General features: G+C 57.2%; 20 protein-coding genes. 7 read left to right on the forward strand and 13 right to left on the reverse strand.

Annotation, left to right across the window (positions count from 1 at the left end; all coding sequences use genetic code 11):
• Positions 1 to 497: 497 nt before the first annotated feature.
• Complete coding sequence (locus tag ACR0MV_RS08105) at positions 498 to 1,751, forward strand: replication initiation protein (protein WP_170423947.1); 1,254 nt, start codon at positions 498 to 500, stop codon at positions 1,749 to 1,751.
• An 18-nt stretch (positions 1,752 to 1,769) separates the two neighbouring features.
• Here ACR0MV_RS08105 and ACR0MV_RS08110 read toward each other — a convergent pair whose 3' ends face one another.
• The 3 genes from ACR0MV_RS08110 to ACR0MV_RS08120 form a co-directional block, all read right to left on the reverse strand.
• Entirely contained in the window at positions 1,770 to 4,076 is a 2,307-nt protein-coding gene (locus ACR0MV_RS08110) for a Tex family protein (protein WP_480701715.1), read from the reverse strand.
• A gap of 74 nt (positions 4,077 to 4,150) precedes the next feature.
• A complete protein-coding gene (locus tag ACR0MV_RS08115; RefSeq protein ID WP_480701716.1) occupies positions 4,151 to 5,173 on the reverse strand; it encodes an Ldh family oxidoreductase in 1,023 nt (340 codons plus the stop codon).
• Between the two features lie 74 nt (positions 5,174 to 5,247).
• A complete protein-coding gene (locus ACR0MV_RS08120; RefSeq protein WP_480701717.1) occupies positions 5,248 to 6,192 on the reverse strand; it encodes a c-type cytochrome in 945 nt (314 codons plus the stop codon).
• 48 nt (positions 6,193 to 6,240) lie between these two features.
• Between ACR0MV_RS08120 and ACR0MV_RS08125 the strand changes: the two genes are divergently transcribed.
• Genes ACR0MV_RS08125 through ACR0MV_RS08135 form a run of 3 tightly spaced genes read left to right on the forward strand, consistent with a single transcriptional unit; the run spans position 6,241 to position 8,692 of the window.
• Positions 6,241 to 6,813, forward strand: coding sequence for an RNA polymerase sigma factor (locus ACR0MV_RS08125; RefSeq protein ID WP_480701718.1), 573 nt, complete (start codon positions 6,241 to 6,243; stop codon positions 6,811 to 6,813).
• The gene (locus ACR0MV_RS08130) at positions 6,810 to 7,553 is read left to right on the forward strand and encodes an anti-sigma factor (protein ID WP_480701719.1); all 744 of its coding nucleotides are present in this window, start codon (positions 6,810 to 6,812) and stop codon (positions 7,551 to 7,553) included. Before ACR0MV_RS08125 ends, ACR0MV_RS08130 begins: the two co-directional genes overlap by 4 nt.
• Before the next feature lie 59 nt (positions 7,554 to 7,612).
• A complete protein-coding gene (locus ACR0MV_RS08135; RefSeq protein WP_480701721.1) occupies positions 7,613 to 8,692 on the forward strand; it encodes a helix-turn-helix domain-containing protein in 1,080 nt (359 codons plus the stop codon).
• On the opposite strand, the gene ACR0MV_RS08140 is transcribed toward ACR0MV_RS08135, so the two are convergent.
• Positions 8,665 to 9,555, reverse strand: a complete 891-nt coding sequence (locus ACR0MV_RS08140; RefSeq protein WP_480701722.1) for a LysR family transcriptional regulator — start codon at positions 9,553 to 9,555, stop codon at positions 8,665 to 8,667. The two genes, ACR0MV_RS08135 and ACR0MV_RS08140, sit on opposite strands and share 28 nt — an antisense overlap.
• A gap of 107 nt (positions 9,556 to 9,662) precedes the next feature.
• Here ACR0MV_RS08140 and ACR0MV_RS08145 point away from each other — a divergent pair, with 107 nt between their 5' ends.
• The 3 genes from ACR0MV_RS08145 (at position 9,663) to fcl (ending at position 12,783) form a co-directional block, all read left to right on the forward strand.
• Positions 9,663 to 10,547, forward strand: a complete 885-nt coding sequence (locus tag ACR0MV_RS08145; RefSeq protein ID WP_480701723.1) for a phytanoyl-CoA dioxygenase family protein — start codon at positions 9,663 to 9,665, stop codon at positions 10,545 to 10,547.
• Between the two features lie 126 nt (positions 10,548 to 10,673).
• Positions 10,674 to 11,798, forward strand: a complete 1,125-nt coding sequence (gene gmd, locus ACR0MV_RS08150) for a GDP-mannose 4,6-dehydratase (RefSeq protein WP_170423963.1) — start codon at positions 10,674 to 10,676, stop codon at positions 11,796 to 11,798.
• 7 nt (positions 11,799 to 11,805) lie between these two features.
• Positions 11,806 to 12,783: a GDP-L-fucose synthase gene (fcl, locus tag ACR0MV_RS08155; RefSeq protein ID WP_170423965.1), complete on the forward strand. Its 978-nt coding sequence runs from the start codon at positions 11,806 to 11,808 to the stop codon at positions 12,781 to 12,783.
• A gap of 34 nt (positions 12,784 to 12,817) precedes the next feature.
• Here fcl and ACR0MV_RS08160 read toward each other — a convergent pair whose 3' ends face one another.
• From ACR0MV_RS08160 to ACR0MV_RS08200, 9 genes are all read right to left on the reverse strand, one after another.
• Entirely contained in the window at positions 12,818 to 13,894 is a 1,077-nt protein-coding gene (locus tag ACR0MV_RS08160) for a DUF2793 domain-containing protein (RefSeq protein ID WP_170423967.1), read from the reverse strand.
• 223 nt (positions 13,895 to 14,117) lie between these two features.
• Positions 14,118 to 15,011: a UTP--glucose-1-phosphate uridylyltransferase GalU gene (gene galU / locus ACR0MV_RS08165; protein WP_480701724.1), complete on the reverse strand. Its 894-nt coding sequence runs from the start codon at positions 15,009 to 15,011 to the stop codon at positions 14,118 to 14,120.
• A gap of 443 nt (positions 15,012 to 15,454) precedes the next feature.
• On the reverse strand, positions 15,455 to 16,552 hold the full coding sequence (locus ACR0MV_RS08170) for a M56 family metallopeptidase (RefSeq protein WP_170423971.1): 1,098 nt from the start codon (positions 16,550 to 16,552) through the stop codon (positions 15,455 to 15,457).
• Positions 16,539 to 16,934 carry a BlaI/MecI/CopY family transcriptional regulator gene (locus ACR0MV_RS08175; protein ID WP_170424269.1) on the reverse strand — a complete coding sequence of 132 codons (396 nt, stop codon included), beginning with the start codon at positions 16,932 to 16,934 and terminating at the stop codon, positions 16,539 to 16,541. The genes ACR0MV_RS08170 and ACR0MV_RS08175 overlap by 14 nt, the downstream gene beginning before the upstream one ends.
• A 65-nt stretch (positions 16,935 to 16,999) precedes the next feature.
• Positions 17,000 to 17,401: a DUF2160 domain-containing protein gene (locus ACR0MV_RS08180; protein ID WP_170423973.1), complete on the reverse strand. Its 402-nt coding sequence runs from the start codon at positions 17,399 to 17,401 to the stop codon at positions 17,000 to 17,002.
• 8 nt (positions 17,402 to 17,409) lie between these two features.
• The gene (locus ACR0MV_RS08185) at positions 17,410 to 18,207 is read right to left on the reverse strand and encodes a carbohydrate ABC transporter permease (RefSeq protein ID WP_058280831.1); all 798 of its coding nucleotides are present in this window, start codon (positions 18,205 to 18,207) and stop codon (positions 17,410 to 17,412) included.
• Positions 18,204 to 19,067 (reverse strand): carbohydrate ABC transporter permease, encoded by an 864-nt coding sequence (locus ACR0MV_RS08190; RefSeq protein WP_170423975.1) that lies wholly within the window; start codon positions 19,065 to 19,067, stop codon positions 18,204 to 18,206. Before ACR0MV_RS08190 ends, ACR0MV_RS08185 begins: the two co-directional genes overlap by 4 nt.
• Entirely contained in the window at positions 19,067 to 20,140 is a 1,074-nt protein-coding gene (locus tag ACR0MV_RS08195; RefSeq protein ID WP_170423977.1) for an ABC transporter ATP-binding protein, read from the reverse strand. The genes ACR0MV_RS08190 and ACR0MV_RS08195 overlap by 1 nt, the downstream gene beginning before the upstream one ends.
• Position 20,141: 1 nt before the next feature.
• Positions 20,142 to 21,191: an ABC transporter ATP-binding protein gene (locus ACR0MV_RS08200; protein WP_480701725.1), complete on the reverse strand. Its 1,050-nt coding sequence runs from the start codon at positions 21,189 to 21,191 to the stop codon at positions 20,142 to 20,144.
• Positions 21,192 to 21,222 lie beyond the last annotated feature (31 nt).

Below are 21,222 nucleotides of genomic sequence, written 5' to 3' on the forward strand. Positions count from 1 at the left end.
AGCGAAGTTTTCCACAGAAATGCTGAAATTTTCGGGTTTCGCGGCGAAACTCAAAGAAATAAAGGAAAAACAGACAACAAAGCGTTTATTTCTTTTATGTAGTTTAGAAGGTTTGGGCGGAAATATACTATATATTTCAAGCCATTAAAGGGAGTTCGGTACCCATTACCAGGTTTAAAGGCACCTGTTTACAGTACCTTAGGCACCCAGATACGGGGTGATAGGCGCCAGAGTCCGGGAGTGAGGGTGCCGATTCTCGGTATACTGAAATTCGTTGGAAAATAGACCCTATTTAAGCGAGCAAAAGGTGACCGAGTGAGCAGTGTACGTCCGAAATGATTCAAATCTTGGGGCCTTCTGGGGATAACTTTATCCGAAGCACAATAAGGTACCCGTATCCGGGATAGGGGTCATCCCGTATTTGGGCACCCAATTGAGATTGCATCACGGGTACCTTTCATGCCAAGAATAAAGCAAAAGAGCAGTCAGGCAGAATCATGCCCGAACCAAAGACCAATATGGACAACCTCGCTGGAGCATTGCGTCGCGAGACTGTAAAAAAGAATGTCGCTGCAATTCACATCAGCGGCAAGCTTTCACTTCTGCAGCGCAAGTTGTCCAATGTGCTTTTGCTGAATGCCTATGATGCGCTGACTTCGGCGCCGACTCACACGATCGATGCGCGGACTTTGGCGATGATGGTTGGGTATAACTCGAACGATTTTGACACCTTGCGTACAAGTCTGCGCGCACTTGCTGAAACAGTCGCCGAGTGGGATATGCTGGATGAGCAGGGACGTCAGGAATGGGGCGTTTCGTCTTTGTTGAGTTTCGCCAAGCTAAAAAATGGGGTCTGTGAATATGCATATTCTCCCGCATTGGCACAAAAGCTCTATGACCCAAAAATCTATGCCTTGATAAATGTGCAGATCCAACGGAACTTCAGTTCCGGCCACGGATTGGCGCTTTATGAGAACTGCTATCGCTTTGTCAGAACGGGATCCACTGGTTGGTGGGCGCTTGACGTGTTTCGCAAACTTATGGGCGTCGATGGAAGTGACTATTATGCTAGTTTTAAGCATCTCAACGCGAAGATCATCAAACCGGCCGTTGCTGAGGTTAACAAAAGCTCTGACATTTTGATCGAACCCGAGTTTCAGAAGAAGGGTCGCACCGTTACGGATATTCGGTTCCTGATCAAAGGAAATCCGCAGAAAGCCATGTTCGAAATTGACGACGAAGACGGCGTTCGCAATCTCGAAACTTACAAGACGCTCCGTAAACAGGGTGTTTCCGACAGATTGGCGCGTCAGTGGATTTCTGAACATGGTGAAGACTATGTGAGGGAAAAGCTTGACTATGTCAGCGGCAAGGACGGCGTGAAGTCGACGGTCGGATTTCTTTCTGCTGCGCTACGAGATGATTATCGTTCGGCGGCGAAAGAAACATCACCCAGTCCAGAGGCCATCAAGGCCGCGCAACTCAGATCGGCTGAGCAAGAGAAGCAGGACAGGGAATACGAAGCCAGAGCTGCGATAAGAACGGAACGATCTCGCAAACTTGCGATCGTGGAGGAGGTGGTTTCGCGGCGAAACCCAACTCAACGAGACGCGGACAAAAGACTGTTTATGTCCGGCCTCGATAACGATCTAGACCGAGAACACTTTCGAGCACATGGCTGGCGTTCAGGGTTGAACGCAGCCAAGATTTTTGAATTCTGGGAGGAGTTGGAACCAGACGCATTTACCTAAGCTGTTCACCCTGACGGTTCAGCGCCGTTTCATAGCCGCCTTCAAAGCGTCACCCATAGCGTTGTTGTGCGCATTTTGTCTATTTTTTGAGTATTGCGCATCATTTCCTTTTGATGAGTAAAGACGCTTCTGTTGTGGCTTATGCCCGCTATCTAGCCGTGCAGACTTTCCTCCGTCTTTTCGCATGGTCAAGCCGATGCGCTTACGGGGTACGTCTACATCAACGACAGTCACTTTCACGACTTGCCCCGTTTTGACCACTTCGTGCGGATCCTTAACAAATCGGTCGGCCAGTTGGCTGACGTGAACTAACCCATCCTGATGGACGCCAATGTCGACAAACGCACCAAAGGCGGCGACGTTCGTGACTGTTCCTTCCAACACCATTCCAGGCTTCAAATCTGTAATGTCGTCGACGCCATCCGCAAAAGAAGCAGTCGCAAAACTGGGGCGTGGATCGCGGCCGGGCTTCTCTAGTTCAGTGAAAACATCCCGCACGGTGGGCAGACCAAAGCTCTCATCCACAAAATCCTCAGCGCGCAAATTCTTGAGCGCCCCGTCATGACCCATGATGTCCCGAATATCTCGGCCGCATGCAGACACAACCTGTTTCGCCAGGCCATAGGCCTCTGGGTGGACTGAGGACGCGTCCAGAGGTTCGGATCCATCCAGGATTCTCAGGAAGCCCGCGCATTGCTCATAGGTTTGTGGCCCAAGGCGGGCGACATCCAAAAGCTGATTTCGATTTTGGAAGGCACCATTCAGATCGCGGTGCATAACGATTGCTTCGGCCAGTCCGGGCCCAAGACCCGAAACATGAGAGAGTAGGGGGGCGGAAGCCGTGTTCAGATCAACCCCGACCGCGTTCACAACATCTTCGACAACCGATGCCAATGACTGCGACAACCGATGTTGATCAACATCGTGCTGGTACTGGCCAACGCCGATAGACTTGGGTTCGATCTTTACAAGTTCCGCCAAGGGGTCTTGTAAACGCCGGGCGATCGAGACAGCCCCACGCAGCGACACATCCAGATCAGGGAATTCTCGCGCGCCCAGTTCTGATGCCGAATAGACCGAGGCCCCAGCCTCGGACACGACAACCTTGGTTGGCGCTTTGACGGATTTTGGCAAAAGCTTCAAAGTTTCCGCGACCATTTTCTCCGTCTCGCGGCTCGCTGTCCCGTTGCCGATGGCAATCAGCTCAATCTTGTGCGCTGAGATAATGTTCAGGATAGTTGCTTGTGCGCCCCGCAGATCGTTTTTCGGCTGAAAAGGATACAGCGTGTCGGTCGCAACCACCTTGCCGGTGGCGTCAACGACGGCCGCTTTAACACCTGTGCGAATTCCGGGGTCCAAACCCAGAGTTGGCCGCGCTCCAGCAGGCGCAGAAAATAATAAGTCTTTGATATTGCGAGAGAAAACCTGAATAGCCTCTTCCTGCGCCCGGCTGCGCAGGTCCGCCATAAGCTCAACCATCATTGAAAGTGACAGTTTTACCCGCCACGTCCAGCCGGCCACCTTTCGGAGCCACTTATCTCCTGGTGCGTCGCTGCGTGTATGCAGATGAGCGGCCACCATGGCCTCGGCGCGCGCGGCTCCGGCTTCCGGTTCCGGGGCAATATCCAGCGTGACGATACCCTCTTTCGAGGCTCGCAACATGGCAAGTGCTCGGTGTGATGGAGTTTTGGCCCAAAGCTCAGTGTGGTTGAAATAGTCGCTGAATTTTGCGCCTTCCTGTTCCTTGCCCTCAATCACTTTGGACGTCAACAAGGCCTCGCGCTGCATGAAATCACGCAACTCACCCAGCAATGCGGCGTTTTCTGTCAACCGCTCAGTTATGATGTCGCGTGCACCATTCAACGCGTCTTTGGTCGTCGGGACAGCGTCCGAAACATAATCTTGTGCCATCGCTTCCGGATCAACGGACCGGTCTGCCAGGATTGCGTCCGACAGCGGCTCCAACCCGTTCTCGCGCGCAATCATTGCCTTGGTGCGACGCTTGGGCTTGTAAGGCAGGTAAATGTCTTCCAGTTTCGCTTTGGTGTCGGCCTGCGCAATGGATTTTGCCAGGTCATCCGTCAATTTGCCCTGATCCTTGATCGAGCCGAGGATCGTTTCGCGCCGCGCCTCAAGCTCGCGCAGATAGGTCAGCCGATCCGACAGAGTCCGCAGCTGCGTGTCGTCCAGCCCGCCGGTCACCTCTTTTCGATACCTTGCCACAAATGGGACGGTGGCCCCTTCGTCCAACAACTTTACCGCGGCACCGACTTGTTCCGGGCGGGCGTTGATTTCGGTGGCGATGGTGCGGGCGATGCGGTCCAAGGGGGCCTCCTGAAGTCTGTTCGGAGGATCTTCTTAGCCAGCCCCATCGCCAAGGGAAAGAGGAGATAGGAGAGTTACATCTGTTCGGCCAAATCCAGCAGATCATCATGCAAGGTTTTCGCCACTTCCACATACCCACGTGCGGTATTCCGTGCCCGTGCAGCGAACCGTCTTTGAGAGGGCAGGCGGGCCCCTTGATCTACAATATCGGCGAACAGTCGCTCGGCACGGGCGTCATTTTCGGCGGTTCGACCGCCGCTGAACTGGGCCGGGTCAAAGGCCAGAATGATTTCGCCATGATAGGGCGCGCCGCCCTGGCCTTCGGCATATTCCATGCTCTCCAGGCTCGTCAGATCGTCGATCAGCGGGCCGGCCAGCAGTTCGATCATGATGGACAGGGCCGAGCCTTTGTAGCTGCCAAACGTCAGCATCGCTCCGTCCATAGCGGCCTGGGGATCGGTGGTTGGGTTCCCGTCCTTGTCGATAGCCACGCCTTCGGGCAGGGGCTTGCCCGCGCGGCGATACAGCTCGATCTCGCCGCGGGCAAACGCGCTGGTGGCGAAGTCAAACGTGAACGGGTCTTTGCCTTGGCGCGGCCAGCTGAACGCCAACGGGTTTGTCCCGAGGCTGCCTCGCGTACCTCCGGCTGGCGCAACCCAGCTGTGGCTGGGCACCATTGCCATCGCGGCCAAACCTTCTGAGGACAGGCGTTCCACCTCTGGCCAAAGGGCTGAGAAATGAAAGCAGCGATTGATCGCCATTGCCGCGATCCCGTGGGTGCGGGTCTTTTCGATCAGAATGGGCAGAGCCTCACGAAACGCGAGCAGCGACATGCCGCCCTGCGCATCCACCCGCACAATGGCATTGTTCGAAGGCGCAACGACGGGCGCGATATGGCCGTCGATCTTGCCGGCTTTCATAGTGTCATTGCACATGAACAGGCGAAATAGGCCATGAGACTGGCAATCGTCGATCTGGCAGGATGTCAGCATTTCGGTGATTGCGGCCGCATGGCCGGGGCCAAAACCGGCTTTGGTCAGAATGGACAGGCTCAGATCTCGGATCTCGTCCAATGTCAGTTTGACCGTCTCGCTCATGCTCAGCTTCCCCCTTATCCGAAGTCAGATAAGGGATAGCGTGGTCATGTGGGAAAAGGGAACCCGGTTTGGAGTTATCCCTGAGTCTCGGCTTGCAGATACGCAATAACGTTGGCGATATCGGCTTCTTTCTTCAGGCCCGGAAATTGCATTTTGTTCCCCGGGACTGTGCCTTTAGGGTCGGTCAGGAATGCGGCCATCGTTTCAGGCGTCCAGACGATCTCGGATTGTTGCAAAGGGTCGGAATACCGAAATCCGTCCGCTTGTCCGGCTTTTGCTCCGAAGATGCCGTGCAGCGAGGGTCCGACAGTGTGGCGATCTGCATCCAGCTTGTGACAGGCGCTGCATTTGCGGAATACTTTCTTCCCGGCTTTAACGTCGCCCTCTACGGCGGCAGCTAAAACGGCAGTTTCCGCGACGGGTGCAGCCTCGGCCCTTTTGTCATCGAGATTGAAGATAAAGCGCGCGGTGACCGGGACTGTTCGGGTGATGCCGGGCAGGTCAGCCAATTGCATCAGCTTGTCGACACCTGCGTCAACGCCTGCATCCTTGGTGCTGATGAAAATCATATCATTGGTCGATACCATGACCGAAGTTTCAGACAAACGCGCGACAAACATCTCGGCATCGAAACCAACTTCTGCGCCCGCAAGCGAAAGCTGCGCTTCGGTATCGACGGTCGTTGTCTCGCCAACGCCTAGCGCTGAAACCTCTGCCATGTCGAACTGAGCGGAAAAAGATGCGGTCCCGGCCTTGCGGAACACAAACTCGATCATGCGTTCGTTTCGAATGTCGATGTTTGTTTCTACCGAAGACAGATCAATCTCGATCTCGGCCTTGCCATCCTGGCCTACGTGGCCAGAGAGTTTCGTGAAGGAATTGACCTCACCCACGGTGTCTTTCTTGATCGAGCCATAGGCCAGATGCGAGTTTTCTGGGGCCAGCGTCCAAGTCTGTGCCAGAACCGGGGTTGCAACAATTGCCGACGCAATCGTTACCGCTTTCAACAGAAGTTTCATTTCATTCCTCCTAAAGGTGTGTAAATCCTGACCACACGGGCCCGGTCCGTGAATGACAAACACACACAGGTCGCGATTTATTCGATGGGTGTCCAAATAAGCTCAGAACAGGCCGTGCGCGGCGCAATCCAGACGCACTCGAAACGTGTCTGGCGGTTTGGGCTGGCGCTTTCGGGGGCGTCGGATGTGGCGGACGATCTTTTGCAATCCACCTGCCTGCGTGCTCTGGAGCGTCACCATCAGGTTACTTCGCATGATCGGCTGGACAGTTGGCTGATGACGATCTGCCGCTCGATCTGGTTGAATGAGGTGCGCGCGCGGTCGGTGCGCAAGGCCCAGGCGTTGTCGGTAACGCCAGAAGCTGAATTAATTTCGGTCGGACCGGATTCGGAAACGAATATTTTCGCCGCTGAGGTGTTTTCACAAGTGATGCAGTTGCCAGAGGCGCAGCGAGAAACGGTTATGCTTGTGTTTGTAGAGGGCTACAGTTACCGCGAAGCCGCTGCGTTGCTGGACGTACCGATAGGAACAATCATGAGCCGGTTGTCAAATGCCCGGCAGAAACTGAAAAACGTGATGCAGCATGATGCGGCAGACGCCGTTCGACGGAGTGGCAAATGAAGTTTTCCGACGAGACGCTCAGGGCGTATCTGGAAGGCAATGCGGACGCGGCCGAGGCCGCCGCCATCGAGGCGGCGATCGAAACTGATCCAGAATTGGAACAGCGTCTGATGGCGTTGGACTCTTTCGCGCCCGTTGTGAAAGCAGTATTTGACGACATTCCCGCCGAAGTGCCGCAGGTGAACTTGCCAGAGGCGGCGGCCAGCCAGCCTCAAACCTCGGGCGGACCTTGGCGATTGCTAGCGGTTGCGGCCTCGGTCGCTGTTCTTGCCGTGTCCGCCACGATCTGGGCTACACGCCCCCAACCGATGGGGTGGGCGGAACAGGCTGCTATTTACCAATCGCTTTATTCGCCAGACACAATCGCATCCCTCGACAACTCTCCGGTGGCGCTTGATGCGCAATTCGCGCTGGCCGAGGCGCAGTTGGGTCGACCCTTGAATCGGGCGACGCTTGAGGCGCTGCCCGGGTTGGAGCTGAAACGCGCGCAAGTTCTGTCATTCAAGGGCAAGCCGTTGATACAGGTGGTTTTTGCCGATGATCAGGGTCAGCCGCTGGCTTTCTGCGTGATCCGTCAGGGTGAAGGCGCGCCGGCAAAGGACGTCAAGCTTGCCGCGCTCAGCGGTCTGGCGACGGCGACATGGGCGCAGGATGGATATGGCTATATGCTCATTGGCAGCAATGAGCAGACCGATCTGAAACAAGAGCTGGACATTCTGACCGCAACTTTCGCGGGGTGATCTGCTTGGCGGTAGAAAACGCCTTGTGAACCGGCCGAAATCACCGAAATATAGCGGGTATGACAACGAAACCCGTGATCCCGGACCCGGATGAGGACGCCGACGAGCTTGGTCCTCGCAGCATCTATGATGCGGACCCATCCGAGGATGACGACCTTTGGTTTCTGCCCCCAGATGAGGAGGTCACGCAAGAGGCCTTCTTGCCGCCCGGGCCAATGGCCGATCGCCGTCTTCTTTTTGATCCAAGAGATTGGCGCGCGGCACAGGCCGATCTGTCCTTGGAACTCGCGGAACTGACAGCCACATTTGGGGCGTTGGATGAACGGTTGCGGGCTGGCCCGAAAGGGTGGGGGCATCGACTGGCGTTGATGGATGTGTCCGATCTGGGTTGGTGGACGGGCGACAGGATTGGCGTTGACCGTCTCGCACTATGGGTCGGATTGCGGATTGGCGCGACGGGTGATGATGTTCAGGCGTTGTTTCGTGCGGGTTGGGCCGTACGCCGTCTGACGTCGGGCGCTGGCCCTTCCGATGGAGGGTGGGAGCCTGGCCTGACTGCATTCCTGGATCGCATGGCGCAGGGCATCGAAGGCACACCCGAGACCATTGCCGACCTCGCTGAGGTTATGCGCAACGCCGAGGGCCTACATCCCGTAACGCAGGCCGCGATCGGGTTTCACGCATGGCGCGCCCTCTCGCAGGGCATCGGTCAGGATACCGAGGCCGCGATCATCGCAGCGCGTCACGCCGCCACGATGGGGCGGGGCGGGGCGATTTTCATGCCGCTGGCACTGTCTGGACCGGGCGCATTGCGCGGGGTTGGGGAGCCGCAGGAAAAGCTGTCGGCATGGATCAGAGGGGCAGGGCAGGCCGCGTTGGCCGCGTTACTACATCTGGATCGGGTCAGCGCGTGGGACCAGCGTGCCCGTGAGGCGACCAGTGACCTGAGCGGCCGGACGCCGCCACTTTTGATCGACACGTTGACGGCATGGCCAATGGTGTCGGCACCGCTTGCCGAAGAACTGACGCAAGCCTCGCGCGCGGCGGTTCAGCGCAACATAGACCGCCTCATGAGCCGCGGCCTGATCCGAGAGGTCACGGGGCAGGGGCGTTACCGGGCCTGGACGGCCGCGCTGTAATCGATGATCCAATCGCGGAATGCCTTGGCCGCAGGGCGCAGCGCCGAGCGGGATTGGTAGGTCAGGTGATAGGCTTCCTGACCTGGGATATCGATATCGGGCAGGCAAGGAACCAGCCCGGACAACTTCATGATACGGTCTGACGCCGGGGCGCGCGCCAAAGCGATTCCGCCGCCACTGGCGGAGAGCTCAGCTGCCATCAGTGAATTGTCGGCAAAAAAGTACCGCGCTTGTCCTGCAGGCAAACGCAATTGTTGAAACAGATGCGGCCAGCCCGCGCGGTGCGTCGAAACCTCGATCAAGGTAAATCGGAACAAATCCTGAGGTTGCTTGATCTGATCCGCTACCTCTGGTAGGGCCATTGGATATAGACGCTCCCGCAACAACTCGTCACTTTCGGTGCTAAAAAGGGTTGGGTTTCCAAAAACGATTTGAAGATCGGTGAAGCGGTTTGAAAAATCCGCCATCTGGTTTCCCGTCGACAAAGACAGGTTGATTTGGGGGTACGCGGCCTGAAACGCTGTTAACCCGTTGGCGAGAATCCCATGAGCGAACAACAAGACAGACTGCACAAAAAGCCGTTGCTCGCGTGTTTCGCCAAACAACCCTGTTGTCGCGGTTTCAAGCATCAGCAACGATTGCTGAACCGACGGCAAATAGGCGCGCCCGGCCTCGGTCAGAGTGACCGAATGCGCATGGCGGTGGAACAGGGGTGTGCCTAACCGAGTCTCCAATGCCTTAACCTGTTGGCTGACCGCCGCGGCCGACATATTCAACTGTGCCGCAGCCCGGGCGAAACTTTCGGTTCTGGCAGCAGCCTCAAAAACGCGAAGCCAGTTCAGAGAGGGAATGCGTGACGACATACTATGCAGGCTAAGCTGAACTTAGCCTGACGGGCAAGACTTAGCGTTCTGCGGTGTGGGCAGGACGTATTACTCTGGGCTGAGGAAACGTGACACAGGTAAGCCCGATGCCCGAAAAAAACCAAAAGCGCGACACCGCCCTGACTAAGGCGCAATCGGACAAGTATTGGGAGGATGGATTCCTCTTTCCCTTGACCATCTTTTCGAAAGACGAAGCCGCAGAAATGCGGGCCGCGTTGGAACAGATCGAACGCGACTGGCTTTCGGCTGAATTGCCGCTACCGCTGAATACTTACAAACGGGTCAACGCGCATCTGGTGATGCCGCTTGCGTCGCGCGTCGCGATGGACCCTCGCGTTTTGGATGCCGTCGAGGGGGTTCTGGGCCCGGATATCATGGTCTGGTCGGCCGAGTTTTTCATAAAGGAACCCAATACGGCTCATACAGTTGGGATGCATCAGGATCTGACCTATTGGGGGATGGGTGAGACGCCAGATCAGGTCACCGCCTGGATCGCGCTGTCACCTGCCACGGTCGAAAGCGGATGTATGGATTTCGTGCGCGCCAGCCACAAGAACCCGATCCTGCCGCACAATGACACCTATTCGGACACCAACCTGTTGTCGCGCGGGCAAGAGATCGCGGTGGATGTCGACGAAACCGATAAAACACATATCGAACTGGCGCCTGGGCAGATGTCTTTGCATCACGGGCTGACGATACATGGTTCCGGTCCCAACCGATCCAACGACCGCCGTATCGGCCTGGCGATCCGCTATCTCAATCCGAATGCCAAGCAGTTGGTGGCCGAAAGAGACTATGCCATGTTGGCACGCGGTCAGGATGGGCAAAGCAACTTTATACATGTGACGCCGCCGACCCGGCTGTTCTCTGACGAGGCGCTGGCTCTTTATGAAACGGTTCGCCGCGATCAAAGCAAGGCTTTGGCAGAAGGTGCCGCCGGCGAGGTCCCGCTTTATGGGTCGACCTGACACGTAGGCAAAAGGACGCCGTCCGGGGCCAAACCTGCTCGGCAGTTTGGCCTAGGGTTGCATTCAGGCAAATATTGCTGTTTCAGAGGCTGAAAACGCATTCAGTGAACATCTTGGAAATCAGCCATGACAAAAACAGCACTCATCACCGGCATTACGGGACAGGACGGTTCGTATCTGGCCGAGTTTTTGCTGGAAAAAGGCTATGAGGTTCATGGCATCAAGCGGCGGGCGTCGTCGTTCAACACGCAACGGATCGACCATATCTACCAGGATCCGCACGTGCCCAACCCGCGTCTGCACCTGCACTACGGTGACCTCAGCGACACGTCTAACCTGACACGCATCATCCAGGAGGTTCAGCCGGACGAGGTCTATAACCTCGGTGCGCAGTCCCACGTGGCGGTCAGCTTTGAATCGCCGGAATACACCGCTGATGTTGATGCGATCGGAACCCTGCGTCTGCTCGAGGCAATCCGCTTCCTAGGTCTTGAGAAAAAGACCCGGTTTTATCAGGCTTCGACGTCCGAGCTGTATGGCTTGGTCCAGGAAACGCCGCAGCGTGAGACCACGCCGTTCTACCCGCGTTCGCCCTATGCAGTGGCCAAGCTGTATTCCTACTGGATCACGGTGAACTATCGCGAGGCCTATGGGATGTATGCCTGCAACGGCATTCTGTTCAACCACGAAAGCCCCCGCCGCGGCGAGACTTTTGTGACTCGCAAAATCACCCGTGGCCTGTCCAACATCGCCCAAGGTTTGGAAGAATGCCTATATATGGGCAACATCGACAGCCTGCGCGATTGGGGCCACGCCAAGGACTACGTGCGGATGCAGTGGATGATGCTGCAGCAGGATGCGCCCGAAGATTTCGTGATCGCGACTGGTGTGCAGTATTCGGTGCGCCAGTTCATCGAATGGTCGGCGGCTGAGTTGGGCGTAACGCTCGAGTTTTCGGGCACGGGTGTTGATGAGATTGCGACGGTCAAATCGGTCCAAGGCGACAACGCGCCAGCCCTGAAACCGGGCGATGTGATCATGCGCATCGACCCGCAATACTTCCGCCCGGCCGAAGTTGATACGCTGTTGGGTGATCCTTCGAACGCCAAAAACAAACTGGGTTGGGAGCCCGAGTTGACCGTACAGCAAATGTGCGCTGAGATGGTTACAGAGGACCTCAAAACCGCCAAACGTCACGCTTTGCTGAAAGAGCATGGCTACGATCTGCCGGTTACGTTGGAAAATGGCTGAGGCGGCGATGCGCAAGATCTATATAGCCGGTCATCGGGGTATGGTTGGCGGCGCTATTCTGCGCCGTTTGCAGAATCGTAAGGCCGCAGGCGAAGCGTTGGAGCTTGTGACCCGCACGCATGCCGAGCTGGACCTGACCGATCAGGCCGCTGTCCGTGACTTCATGCAGTCCGAGTGTCCCGACGTCGTCATCCTGGCCGCGGCCAAGGTGGGGGGCATCCATGCCAACAACACCTATCCGGCGGATTTCATTTACCAAAACCTGATGATCGAGTGCAACGTGATCCATCAGGCCTTTGCTGCCGGTGTCAAAAACCTGCTGCAACTGGGCAGTTCCTGCATCTATCCGCGCGCCGTACCGCAGCCTATGCGCGAAGATGCGTTGCTGACTGGCGTTCTTGAGCCGACAAACGAACCTTATGCGGTGGCGAAGATTGCCGGCATTAAACTCTGCGAAAGTTATAACCGGCAGCATGGGGTGGACTATCGTTCGGTTATGCCCACGAACCTTTACGGCCCGGGCGATAACTTTCACCCGGAAAACAGCCATGTTCTGCCTGCACTGATCCGCCGGTTCCACGAGGCACAGCAGGACGGTCTGGACGAGGTGGTGATCTGGGGCACCGGCAAGCCGCGCCGCGAATTCCTGCATGTGGATGACATGGCCGAGGCGTCTTTGTTTGTCCTTGATTTGCCTCTTGGAGACTATGAGGCGAACACGGAACCGATGCTGAGCCATATAAACGTTGGGTGCGGCGAGGATGTCTCGATCGCGGAACTGGCTGCGCTGGTCGCAAAGGTCACCGGATTTACCGGTCGGATCACCCAGGACACCAGCAAGCCGGATGGCACCATGCGCAAGCTGATGGACGTGTCCCGTCTGGCGGATATGGGCTGGCGCGCACGCATAAATCTCGAAGACGGGGTTCGGGAAACCTATGCTTGGTTTCTTGAACAATCCGACGCGACCCTGCGCGCCAAATGACCACCCGAACACTGGGTCCGGACGGCCATGTTGATCAGAACCAGCGGCCGATCGCAACCACTGTCGGGGCAAGCGACGCAGCATCTGATGTAGTGGACAGAACCTTTAGTCCGACCTGAGCGTTCGACGGTTCGTCAAACCCCAGGAACCTGCCCGCAGCGCCGCCACTGCCGCTAAGGGCAGGCGTTCTGCCTGTCGCAAAGGCTGCGGGGAAGTTCCATGTCTGTAGGGCGCTTGCGAACAAAGCGCCCTCGCTGTTTGTGCAGGCGGTTGCGGTAAGCTTCGCGGTGCAAATCTGAGTGCCGTCGGCAAAGCGGACAAACTCGCCGTTCGGCGTGTTGCCCCGTTCGATTACCGCTCCAGTCGGATTGCCGCTGCTTTGCGTGACCGTTCCCAACAGATTGCCAGGCCCATAGCCATAATCGGCTCGCATCAACCGCCCGGCCGTAGTGTCATCTGCGCTGGATTGAACCGCGGTGCCAGAGGTTAGTCCGGTCGCCGGATCAAAGCGCAGCGCTTCAGCCCAGTTCGACCCGTTCTGCGAGACTTTTATGGAAAAAGCCGTGTCGCCAGACAGGCCCATTTCGGCATGACCGGTCCAGTTTGACTGAAACAACAGCGATGCCGTTTCGCCCGCATTCGCCTTGTTGATTTTCAACTGATGACCCGCACCATCGTGGGTGAGCAGAGTGGCTGGCGATCGGACCGATAATCGGTTTGTGCTGTCGTGCCCGGTGGCAATACCGATTCCTGGCAGGTTCTGAGTGGTCGAAGGCGGCTCGACCCAATCCGATCCGTCCCACCGTTTCAGGCTTCTGCTGCTCTGATCCCAGGCACGCCAGCCCGGTTCGGGGGACATGAAATGCCAACTGTTATCCAGCCAGGCGGCCAGCTTTTTGGTGTGTCCTGCCCAGTCTCCGGTGGGTGTATCCCCAAGGGCATAAATGTCACCTTGGGCCGGTGCCGCTGGCGGGGTTGTCGCGCTTGTAGAAATGATGGTCAGTTGGACGATGAGGTCCAGACGCCGCAGAGCCTCGTTATGCGTGACGTGTTTTTGCGCCTGTGACGGTTGCAGAAGGGGCAGGTTCAATCTGGGTGAGTTCTGGGGCAAGGGGCATCCTCCGTTGGTAGTCCGTTCGACACATGAATTGCGGACCAAACTGCCGTCGATCTCATGAATCCGGACTGACCGGCGCGAACGCCCACGTAACACCTTGCCAACGATTGAACGAAACCCAAGATGATCGGTCCGTACTGCGCTCTTCTCAAATAAAAAAGGACAAGCCGAGCGCGACGCGGCTTGTCCCCTTTTCCCCTAAGCTGGAGTGTGTCTTCTATTGAGCGGCCTGACCCGTTGTCGCCAATTCGTGCAAGTAATGCCGCAGTTCATCCCGCAAATCCTCACGTGCCAAGGCAAACGCGACCGTGGCTTGCAGGAATCCGGCCTTAGAGCCGCAGTCAAATCGTTGACCGTCGAATTTGTAGCCAAAGACCGGGACACCGTTTCTGATGTCTTCTGCGATGGCGTCCGTCAGCTGAATCTCACCGCCGCTGCCCAGCTTGTTTTGGTTGAGGTTGTACAGAACCGAGGGACGCAGAACATAGCGACCAATCACCGCCAGATTTGACGGTGCTTCCTGGGGTTTCGGTTTTTCGACCATTCCTCGGGCCCGAACGACTTTGCCGATGTTGTCGCCCACGTCCAGTACACCATACGAGCTGGTCTTCTCTTCCGGAACTTCCATGGCGGCCACCATATTGCCACCGGTTTCTTCGTAGGCTTCAATCATCTGCTGCAAACAGGGTTTTGGGCCAGAGATCACATCGTCCGGCAGCATCACAGCAAACGGCTCGTCACCGATCAGGCGGCGCGCGCACCAGACGGCGTGACCCAGACCCAGGGCCTTGTGCTGCCGGATATAAGCAATCGCGCCACTTTCCATATTGGTTGCTTGCAACGTTTCCAGCAGGTCGTTTTTGCCCTTTTCCTTTAGGGACTGCTCCAGAACCTGATTGTGATCGAAGTAGTCTTCCAAGGCCGATTTGCCGCGGGAGGTGACAAAAATGAACTCGGTGATCCCTGCAGCACGCGCCTCGTCGATGGCATATTGGACCAACGGACGGTCAACCAAAGTCATGATCTCCTTGGGAACCGACTTTGTCGCTGGCAAAAAGCGGGTACCCATTCCTGCAACCGGAAAAACTGCCTTGGTGACTTTACGTGTCATGTTACCTCTCAGCAAAAAGTCTTATCAGTCCAAATACGTATCTTCGATGCAACCTGATATTGTGTGTGTTCCCAACATTCAACGAACAAAAGCGAAGATCGGCTTGTTTAGTGGAATCGTGCCACTGCTCAGTTCGGAAGTCAAAAGGCCCGCCTGGGACCAGCGAGGCCGCGGCTGGGTGAGCGAGTTCAATCGAAGACAAAGGTCGGGGTCTTGGTTCAGCAGTTACAAGCTGGGTTGCCGCAGGTTGACATAGGGGAAGGCTGTTATCGAACCGCCTTCGATCAATCAATTTCAAGCACTGCGGACACTCGTTCAACAATTGCTGAAAGCTTTAATTTTGGAACTGAGCTAACCGAGCATCTACCGCAGCCTCCAGCGCCGTCGCACCAAAACGATGGCTCGATTGCTAGCATTGCACATGGGGCGAAGTTTTCAGCCTATCAATTTCCCTGATTCCGGGCTTCGAGCCTTTCCAGGTTCACGACCGTTGAAAGCATAAGCCGGTCATGACTCCAATCCTGCGTCTGGCGGACGGATGCGGCGCCTATAGCCAAGACCGAAGCCAGTGCCAATGTCAGACCCATAAACATCGCAGGGGAAAGTGTCCCGATGATGGAGCGCTCGGTCAGTGCAAGCACACGTTGACGCAGCACGTGTTTTGATTTGCTTCCGTTGACCAGACCAACATGCAGAACACGCGGATTGCTCAGCGCGACGGACTGCGCGCAATAGTCCAGCAGGCAGGTCGTATAGTCCTGGGCGTCGATCCCTTTGCGCCATACAACGGACTGGTCGCACGCCAATTCACGTAGCCGGTCGAACTGGTGTTTCAGGATCAGATAGGCAGGGTTCCAGAACAGGACCGGGCGCAAAAGTTCGAACCCCAGCTCCCATTCGACGTCTCTGGCGCGGATATGCTGAAACTCATGCGCCAGCGCGAAACGCAACTCGCGCGGCCGGTTCAACAGGTGGCTGGGCAGGACCACATGCCGCCGAAACAGCCCGCGCACTGCGAACGGTACGGTGATCCTGTCGGACAGGCGAATGTCCACCTTGGGCGACTGCCGCCACAAGAAACTGCCTTTCACAGCCTGCCGGATCGCCCAGGCGTCTCGCAGCACACGGATTGCCAACAGCGATGAAACCAGCGCCAGCACCACCAGCACGCTTGTCACAACGCCATTGCCGCCGGAGAGAACATGATCAAGCCAACGCGCACGAGTATTCAGCAGGGATTCAAATTGTGCGGCCGGCATCGCAATCTCACCACGCAGGTAGGCCGCCACGGCAATGTCGCCCAACGCTACGGCACGTCCCGGCCAAAGCAACCCGGCAAGCGTTGAAACACCCAGCGCCAGCAGCGGGCTCAGGACAACGCAGATGCACAGCATCTTGAACACACGCAACTGCGCCGCAAAGCCATATCGCATCGAGGTCCGGCCCAGCACAGCCCGCACGGCCAGCCAGGCAAGTGCGGACAAGCCCAGCACGATATTCAACTCGAGAAACGCATCGAGAACCGGTTTAACCGCCGTCATTTTGCAGTCTCCTTTCTACCAGTGCCCGAATTTCCTCAAGATCGGATTCGCTCAGCCCTGCGTCATCGACCAGCCGCGCGACCAGTGTCGCGGGGGTGTCGTCAAACAGCGTACGAGACAGGTTTTGCAGCGACCGCGCCTGGTATCTGTCTTTCTCAAGCAGCGGCTTGTAGATCAGGGTCTTGCCGTCCTTTCGGCTTTCGACAAAGCCCTTCTCATCAAGAATACGCAGAATTGTTGCGCCGGATGTGTAGGCCAGATTGCGTTCTGATGGCAGGCGGCTCAGGACGTCCCGAACGGACCCCTCGCCTAGCGCCCAGAGCTCGTTCATGAACTCCAGCTCTACTTCGGTCATCAGATTTGTGGTTTTTTTCTTACGCATCGGGTCTTGTGTCGCCATTCTTGATATGCCCGTTAGACAAGCATCCTTTCACTGTTTCGCAAAGCCTAAACTTTCCAGAAGACAAAAACGCCCCAACCTATGGACAGGAACAGAGGGGTCCAGACCGGTTGTCCGACCAGTCCCAGCCAGGCCAAAAAGATATAGGCCGAGCCCAGCAGAGTGATAAACAGCCGGTCGCCCAAAGTGGTGGTCAGTCCCAGCACGCCGCGCCGTTCGATACCGTCGCGATACTTGAACCCTTCCAGCACACCGATCAGGGCAATAGCCGAGAAGATGCCCACGAACAGAGCCAGCGTGGCCGGGGTCCAGGCCATCCAGAAGTCGGGCCACAGCGGATCGGTCCAGGAAAAGCCTTTTTCCTCTTGCTGGCCGACATTGCCCCACCCCGCCTGTTGGGCCGCGGCCATGGAGGGCAGGAAAAAGAGGGAGAGAAGAAGTTTGCGCATATCGAACCTCACACACGTCCCATCGCGAAACCGCGCGCGATGTAGTTGCGGACAAACCAGATGACGATGGCTCCGGGGATGATAGTCAGTGTTCCGGCAGCGGCCAGCAGACCCAACTCATACCCCGCGCTGGAGGCGGTGCGGGTCATCACGGCGGCGATAGGTTTTGCCTCGACCGCAGTCAGGGTTTTGGCCAGCAGCATCTCGACCCATGAGAACATGAAGCAGAAGAAGGCTGCGACGCCGACACCCGCTTTGATGTTCGGCAAAAAGATCGTCACGAAGAAGCGCGGGAAGGAATAACCGTCGACATAGGCCGTCTCGTCCAGTTCCTTCGGGATGCCGCGCATGAAGCCTTCCAAAATCCAGACCGCCAGCGGCACGTTGAACAGCGTGTGAGCCAGTGCCACAGCCAGATAGGTGTCGAACAGGTGGATCGACGAATAGAGTTGGAAGAATGGCAGCGCGAACACGGCCGCCGGGGCCATCCGGTTGGTCAGCAGCCAGAAGAACAGCTGTTTGTCACCCAGGAACCGATAGCGCGAGAACGCATAGGCTGCAGGCAGGGCGACACAGACCGACAGCACCGTGTTGATCGTCACGTAGATGATCGAGTTGATGTACCCCCAGTACCACGTCGGGTCTGTGAAGATGGTGATATAGTTCTCCAGCGTGAAGGTCTGAGGGAACAGGGAGAAGCCCGACAGAATCTCGTTCGTGGTCTTGAAGGACATCGCCACCAGCCAATAGATCGGCAGCATCAGGAACGCGATATAGAGGATCGGGATAAGGGACCGCTTCTTCATTGCGCGTCATCCTTTGTCATCAGAGTGTAGAAGACCCAGCTGACCAGCAGCGTGATGGCGAAGTAGATCAGGCTCATCGCGGCCGCAGGGCCAAGGTCGAACTGTCCCAGCGCGATCTTCACAAGGTCGATCGACAGCAAGGTGGTTGAGTTGCCGGGGCCACCGCCGGTCAGAACGAAGGGCTCGGTATAGATGTTGAAACTGTCCATGAACCGCAGCAGCACCGCGATGGTCAGGACGGTTTTCATCTTGGGCAGCTGAATATAGCGGAATACCGACCATGGGCTGGCGCCGTCGATCTTGGCTGCCTGATAATAGGCATCCGGGATCGAGACGAGGCCAGCATAACACAGCAGAACGACTAGCGACGTCCAGTGCCAGACATCCATGATGACGATGGTGATCCAGGCCGACAACGGCTGCTGCGTCATGTCATAGTTGATGCCCAGCACGTCGTTCAGAAAGTACCCCATCAGACCGATTTTCGGCAGGGTAAAGATGTTCCACATCGACCCGACCACATTCCACGGGATCAGCATCGGCAGGGCCATCAGCACCAGACAGACCGGCACCCAGAACCCTTTGCGCGGCATCGACAGGGCGACGATGATGCCCAAGGGCACCTCGATCAGCAGGATCAGGAAGGTAAAGAGGAACTGCCGACCGAGGGCCGCCTGAAACCGGTCCGACCGCAGAATCTGTTCAAACCAGCCCAGGCCTTCCCAGAAAAACTGGTTGTTGCCAAAGGTTTCCTGCACCGAGTAGTTGACCACTGTCATCATCGGCACCAGCGCGTTGAAAGCGACCAGTGCCAACACCGGCAGGACAAAGAACCACGCCTTTTGGTTTTCGGTTCTCATCAACTGCGCTCCTCGGTTGCGATCCAGCCGTCGCGGTAGACGCGGGATTGTTCAGGTTTGAATTGCAGGAAGACCTCGGATCCCGGCTCGGGCACCTCATGTTCCGTCACAGCCTTCAGCGCAGTGTTGCCGACCATGGCGCTGACCACATAGTGGCGGCCGATGTCGGACACCTTGGTCACATGCGCCGGGATGCCGCTGTCGCCAAAGCCCACATATTCTGGGCGGATACCCAGATCGGTGCGACCTCCGTCGCCATGGGTGGGACCCTCCAGCATGACCTCATGTCCTTCGAACACCGCGCGGTCGCCCTTGGCCTCACACGGCAGAACGTTCATTCCCGGCGAGCCAATGAAGTGGCCGACGAACGTGTGCTGAGGGCGCTCGAACAGTTCAACCGGAGTTCCGATCTGCACCACCTCGCCTTCCTGCATCACAACCACCTCGTCCGCGAAGGTCAGGGCTTCGGTCTGGTCGTGGGTCACATAGATCATCGTGGCCTGTACACGCTGATGCAGTTCTTTCAGCTTGGATCGCAGTTTCCATTTCAGATGCGGGTCGATCACGGTCAGCGGTTCATCGAACATCACCGCGTTCACGTCGTCGCGGACCAACCCGCGCCCCATCGAGATTTTCTGCTTGTTGTCCGGGCTGAGGCCGCTGGCGCGGGTATTCAGCATATCCGTGACGTCCAGCATCTCGGCAATCTCGTCAACGCGGCGCTTGATCGTTGCCGGGTCAACGCCGCGGTTCTTCAACGGGAAGGCCAGGTTCTCGCCCACGGTCATCGTGTCGTAGATCACCGGGAACTGGAAAACCTGCGCGATGTTGCGTTGATCGGGGGGCAGGGCGGTCACGTCTTGACCGTCGAACAGAATCTGCCCTTCGGACGGGGTCAGCAGACCCGAGATGATGTTCAGCAACGTGGACTTACCGCAACCCGACGGCCCCAGCAGTGCATAGGCTCCGCCGTCGCGCCAGGTGACGTCGATTTCCTTCAGCGCAAAATCCTCTGGGCCTTTCGGCGCGGGCATATAGCTGTGTCGCAGGTTAGAAAGCTTGATCTGTGCCATGTCACGCGACCCTTTGGCCGTCTTGGCCGAAATACCGGCAATGCGCCGGGTTCATATAGAAACTATGATCCTCACCGACCTGATAAGGATGCACGCCTGCAGCCAGAGACACCCAGTCATCCGCGCCGTGGCGGAAATGCGCGCTGGAATCCGAGCCCGACAATTCGGTCACGATCACCCTGCCTGTCAGTTCAACATCCGCGTCGGATGTACGGATCGGCGTGACCCGGTGCGGGCGTACGGCGACCATGTACTCGCCATCGGCCATCGCGGGGACGGGCCAGCCCCCTCCGCCGGCCAATTGCGCCTGAGCGCCGGATACGGTGATGCGGGCCACATTGATAGGTGGATCGGAAAACACTCGTGCAGCCGCTAGGTTCTCGGGGTTGCGATAGATGTCGGCGGTCGGTCCGAATTGCGTCACACGACCATCTTCCATCAGCGCGGTGTAACCGCCCAGCAGCAGCGCCTCTTCCGGTTCCGAGGTGGCATAAACCACCACAGCCCCGCGCCCGGCAAACAGGTCAGGCAACTGCTCGCGCAATTCTTCGCGCAGCTTGTAATCGAGGTTGGCCAGCGGTTCGTCCAGGAACACCGCGCGGCTCTCTTTCGCAATAGCACGCGCCAGCGCCGTACGTTGTTGCTGCCCGCCCGAAAGTTCATGAGGGCGACGGTGCAGCATCGGACGCAGTTGCAGCAGATCGGCGGCCTCTTCCACGCGGCCTTCGATTTCGGATTTCGCCATGCCCGCCACGCGCAGCGGCGAAGCAATATTGTCGAACACGGTCATATGCGGATAGTTCACAAAGAACTGGTGCACGAGGCTGATCTGTCGCTTTTGCGTGTTCAGCCGGGTCACATCCTGCCCGTCCATAAAGACTTTGCCCGAGGCAATCGGGTCCAGCCCTGCCATCATCTTGATCAGTGAGGTCTTGCCCGACCCGGTCGCCCCCAACAGCACGTTGAAATGGCCGGTTTGCAGCGTCAGGGATGTGGGTTTGATATGGATGACGTTACCGACCCGCTTGGTCGCGTCTTGAAGTTCGATCATGTCCGTGGGTTCCGGTCCTGCAGTGCTTGGC

The sequence above is a fragment of the Ruegeria sp. BC3 genome, from assembly GCF_056539265.1.

Coding starts and splice junctions, on each gene's coding strand:
- ACR0MV_RS08140 (WP_480701722.1), bottom strand. CDS start 9,555: ATGTCGTCACGCATTCCCTCTCTGAACTGGCTTCGCGTTTTTGAGGCT.
- galU (WP_480701724.1), bottom strand. CDS start 15,011: ATGACACGTAAAGTCACCAAGGCAGTTTTTCCGGTTGCAGGAATGGGT.
- ACR0MV_RS08135 (WP_480701721.1), top strand. CDS start 7,613: ATGACAACGAAACCCGTGATCCCGGACCCGGATGAGGACGCCGACGAG.
- ACR0MV_RS08185 (WP_058280831.1), bottom strand. CDS start 18,207: ATGAAGAAGCGGTCCCTTATCCCGATCCTCTATATCGCGTTCCTGATG.
- ACR0MV_RS08190 (WP_170423975.1), bottom strand. CDS start 19,067: ATGAGAACCGAAAACCAAAAGGCGTGGTTCTTTGTCCTGCCGGTGTTG.
- ACR0MV_RS08120 (WP_480701717.1), bottom strand. CDS start 6,192: ATGAAACTTCTGTTGAAAGCGGTAACGATTGCGTCGGCAATTGTTGCA.
- ACR0MV_RS08200 (WP_480701725.1), bottom strand. CDS start 21,191: ATGATCGAACTTCAAGACGCGACCAAGCGGGTCGGTAACGTCATCCAT.
- gmd (WP_170423963.1), top strand. CDS start 10,674: ATGACAAAAACAGCACTCATCACCGGCATTACGGGACAGGACGGTTCG.
- ACR0MV_RS08180 (WP_170423973.1), bottom strand. CDS start 17,401: ATGCGCAAACTTCTTCTCTCCCTCTTTTTCCTGCCCTCCATGGCCGCG.
- ACR0MV_RS08170 (WP_170423971.1), bottom strand. CDS start 16,552: ATGACGGCGGTTAAACCGGTTCTCGATGCGTTTCTCGAGTTGAATATC.
- ACR0MV_RS08115 (WP_480701716.1), bottom strand. CDS start 5,173: ATGAGCGAGACGGTCAAACTGACATTGGACGAGATCCGAGATCTGAGC.
- ACR0MV_RS08105 (WP_170423947.1), top strand. CDS start 498: ATGCCCGAACCAAAGACCAATATGGACAACCTCGCTGGAGCATTGCGT.
- ACR0MV_RS08145 (WP_480701723.1), top strand. CDS start 9,663: ATGCCCGAAAAAAACCAAAAGCGCGACACCGCCCTGACTAAGGCGCAA.
- fcl (WP_170423965.1), top strand. CDS start 11,806: ATGCGCAAGATCTATATAGCCGGTCATCGGGGTATGGTTGGCGGCGCT.
- ACR0MV_RS08130 (WP_480701719.1), top strand. CDS start 6,810: ATGAAGTTTTCCGACGAGACGCTCAGGGCGTATCTGGAAGGCAATGCG.
- ACR0MV_RS08195 (WP_170423977.1), bottom strand. CDS start 20,140: ATGGCACAGATCAAGCTTTCTAACCTGCGACACAGCTATATGCCCGCG.
- ACR0MV_RS08175 (WP_170424269.1), bottom strand. CDS start 16,934: ATGCGTAAGAAAAAAACCACAAATCTGATGACCGAAGTAGAGCTGGAG.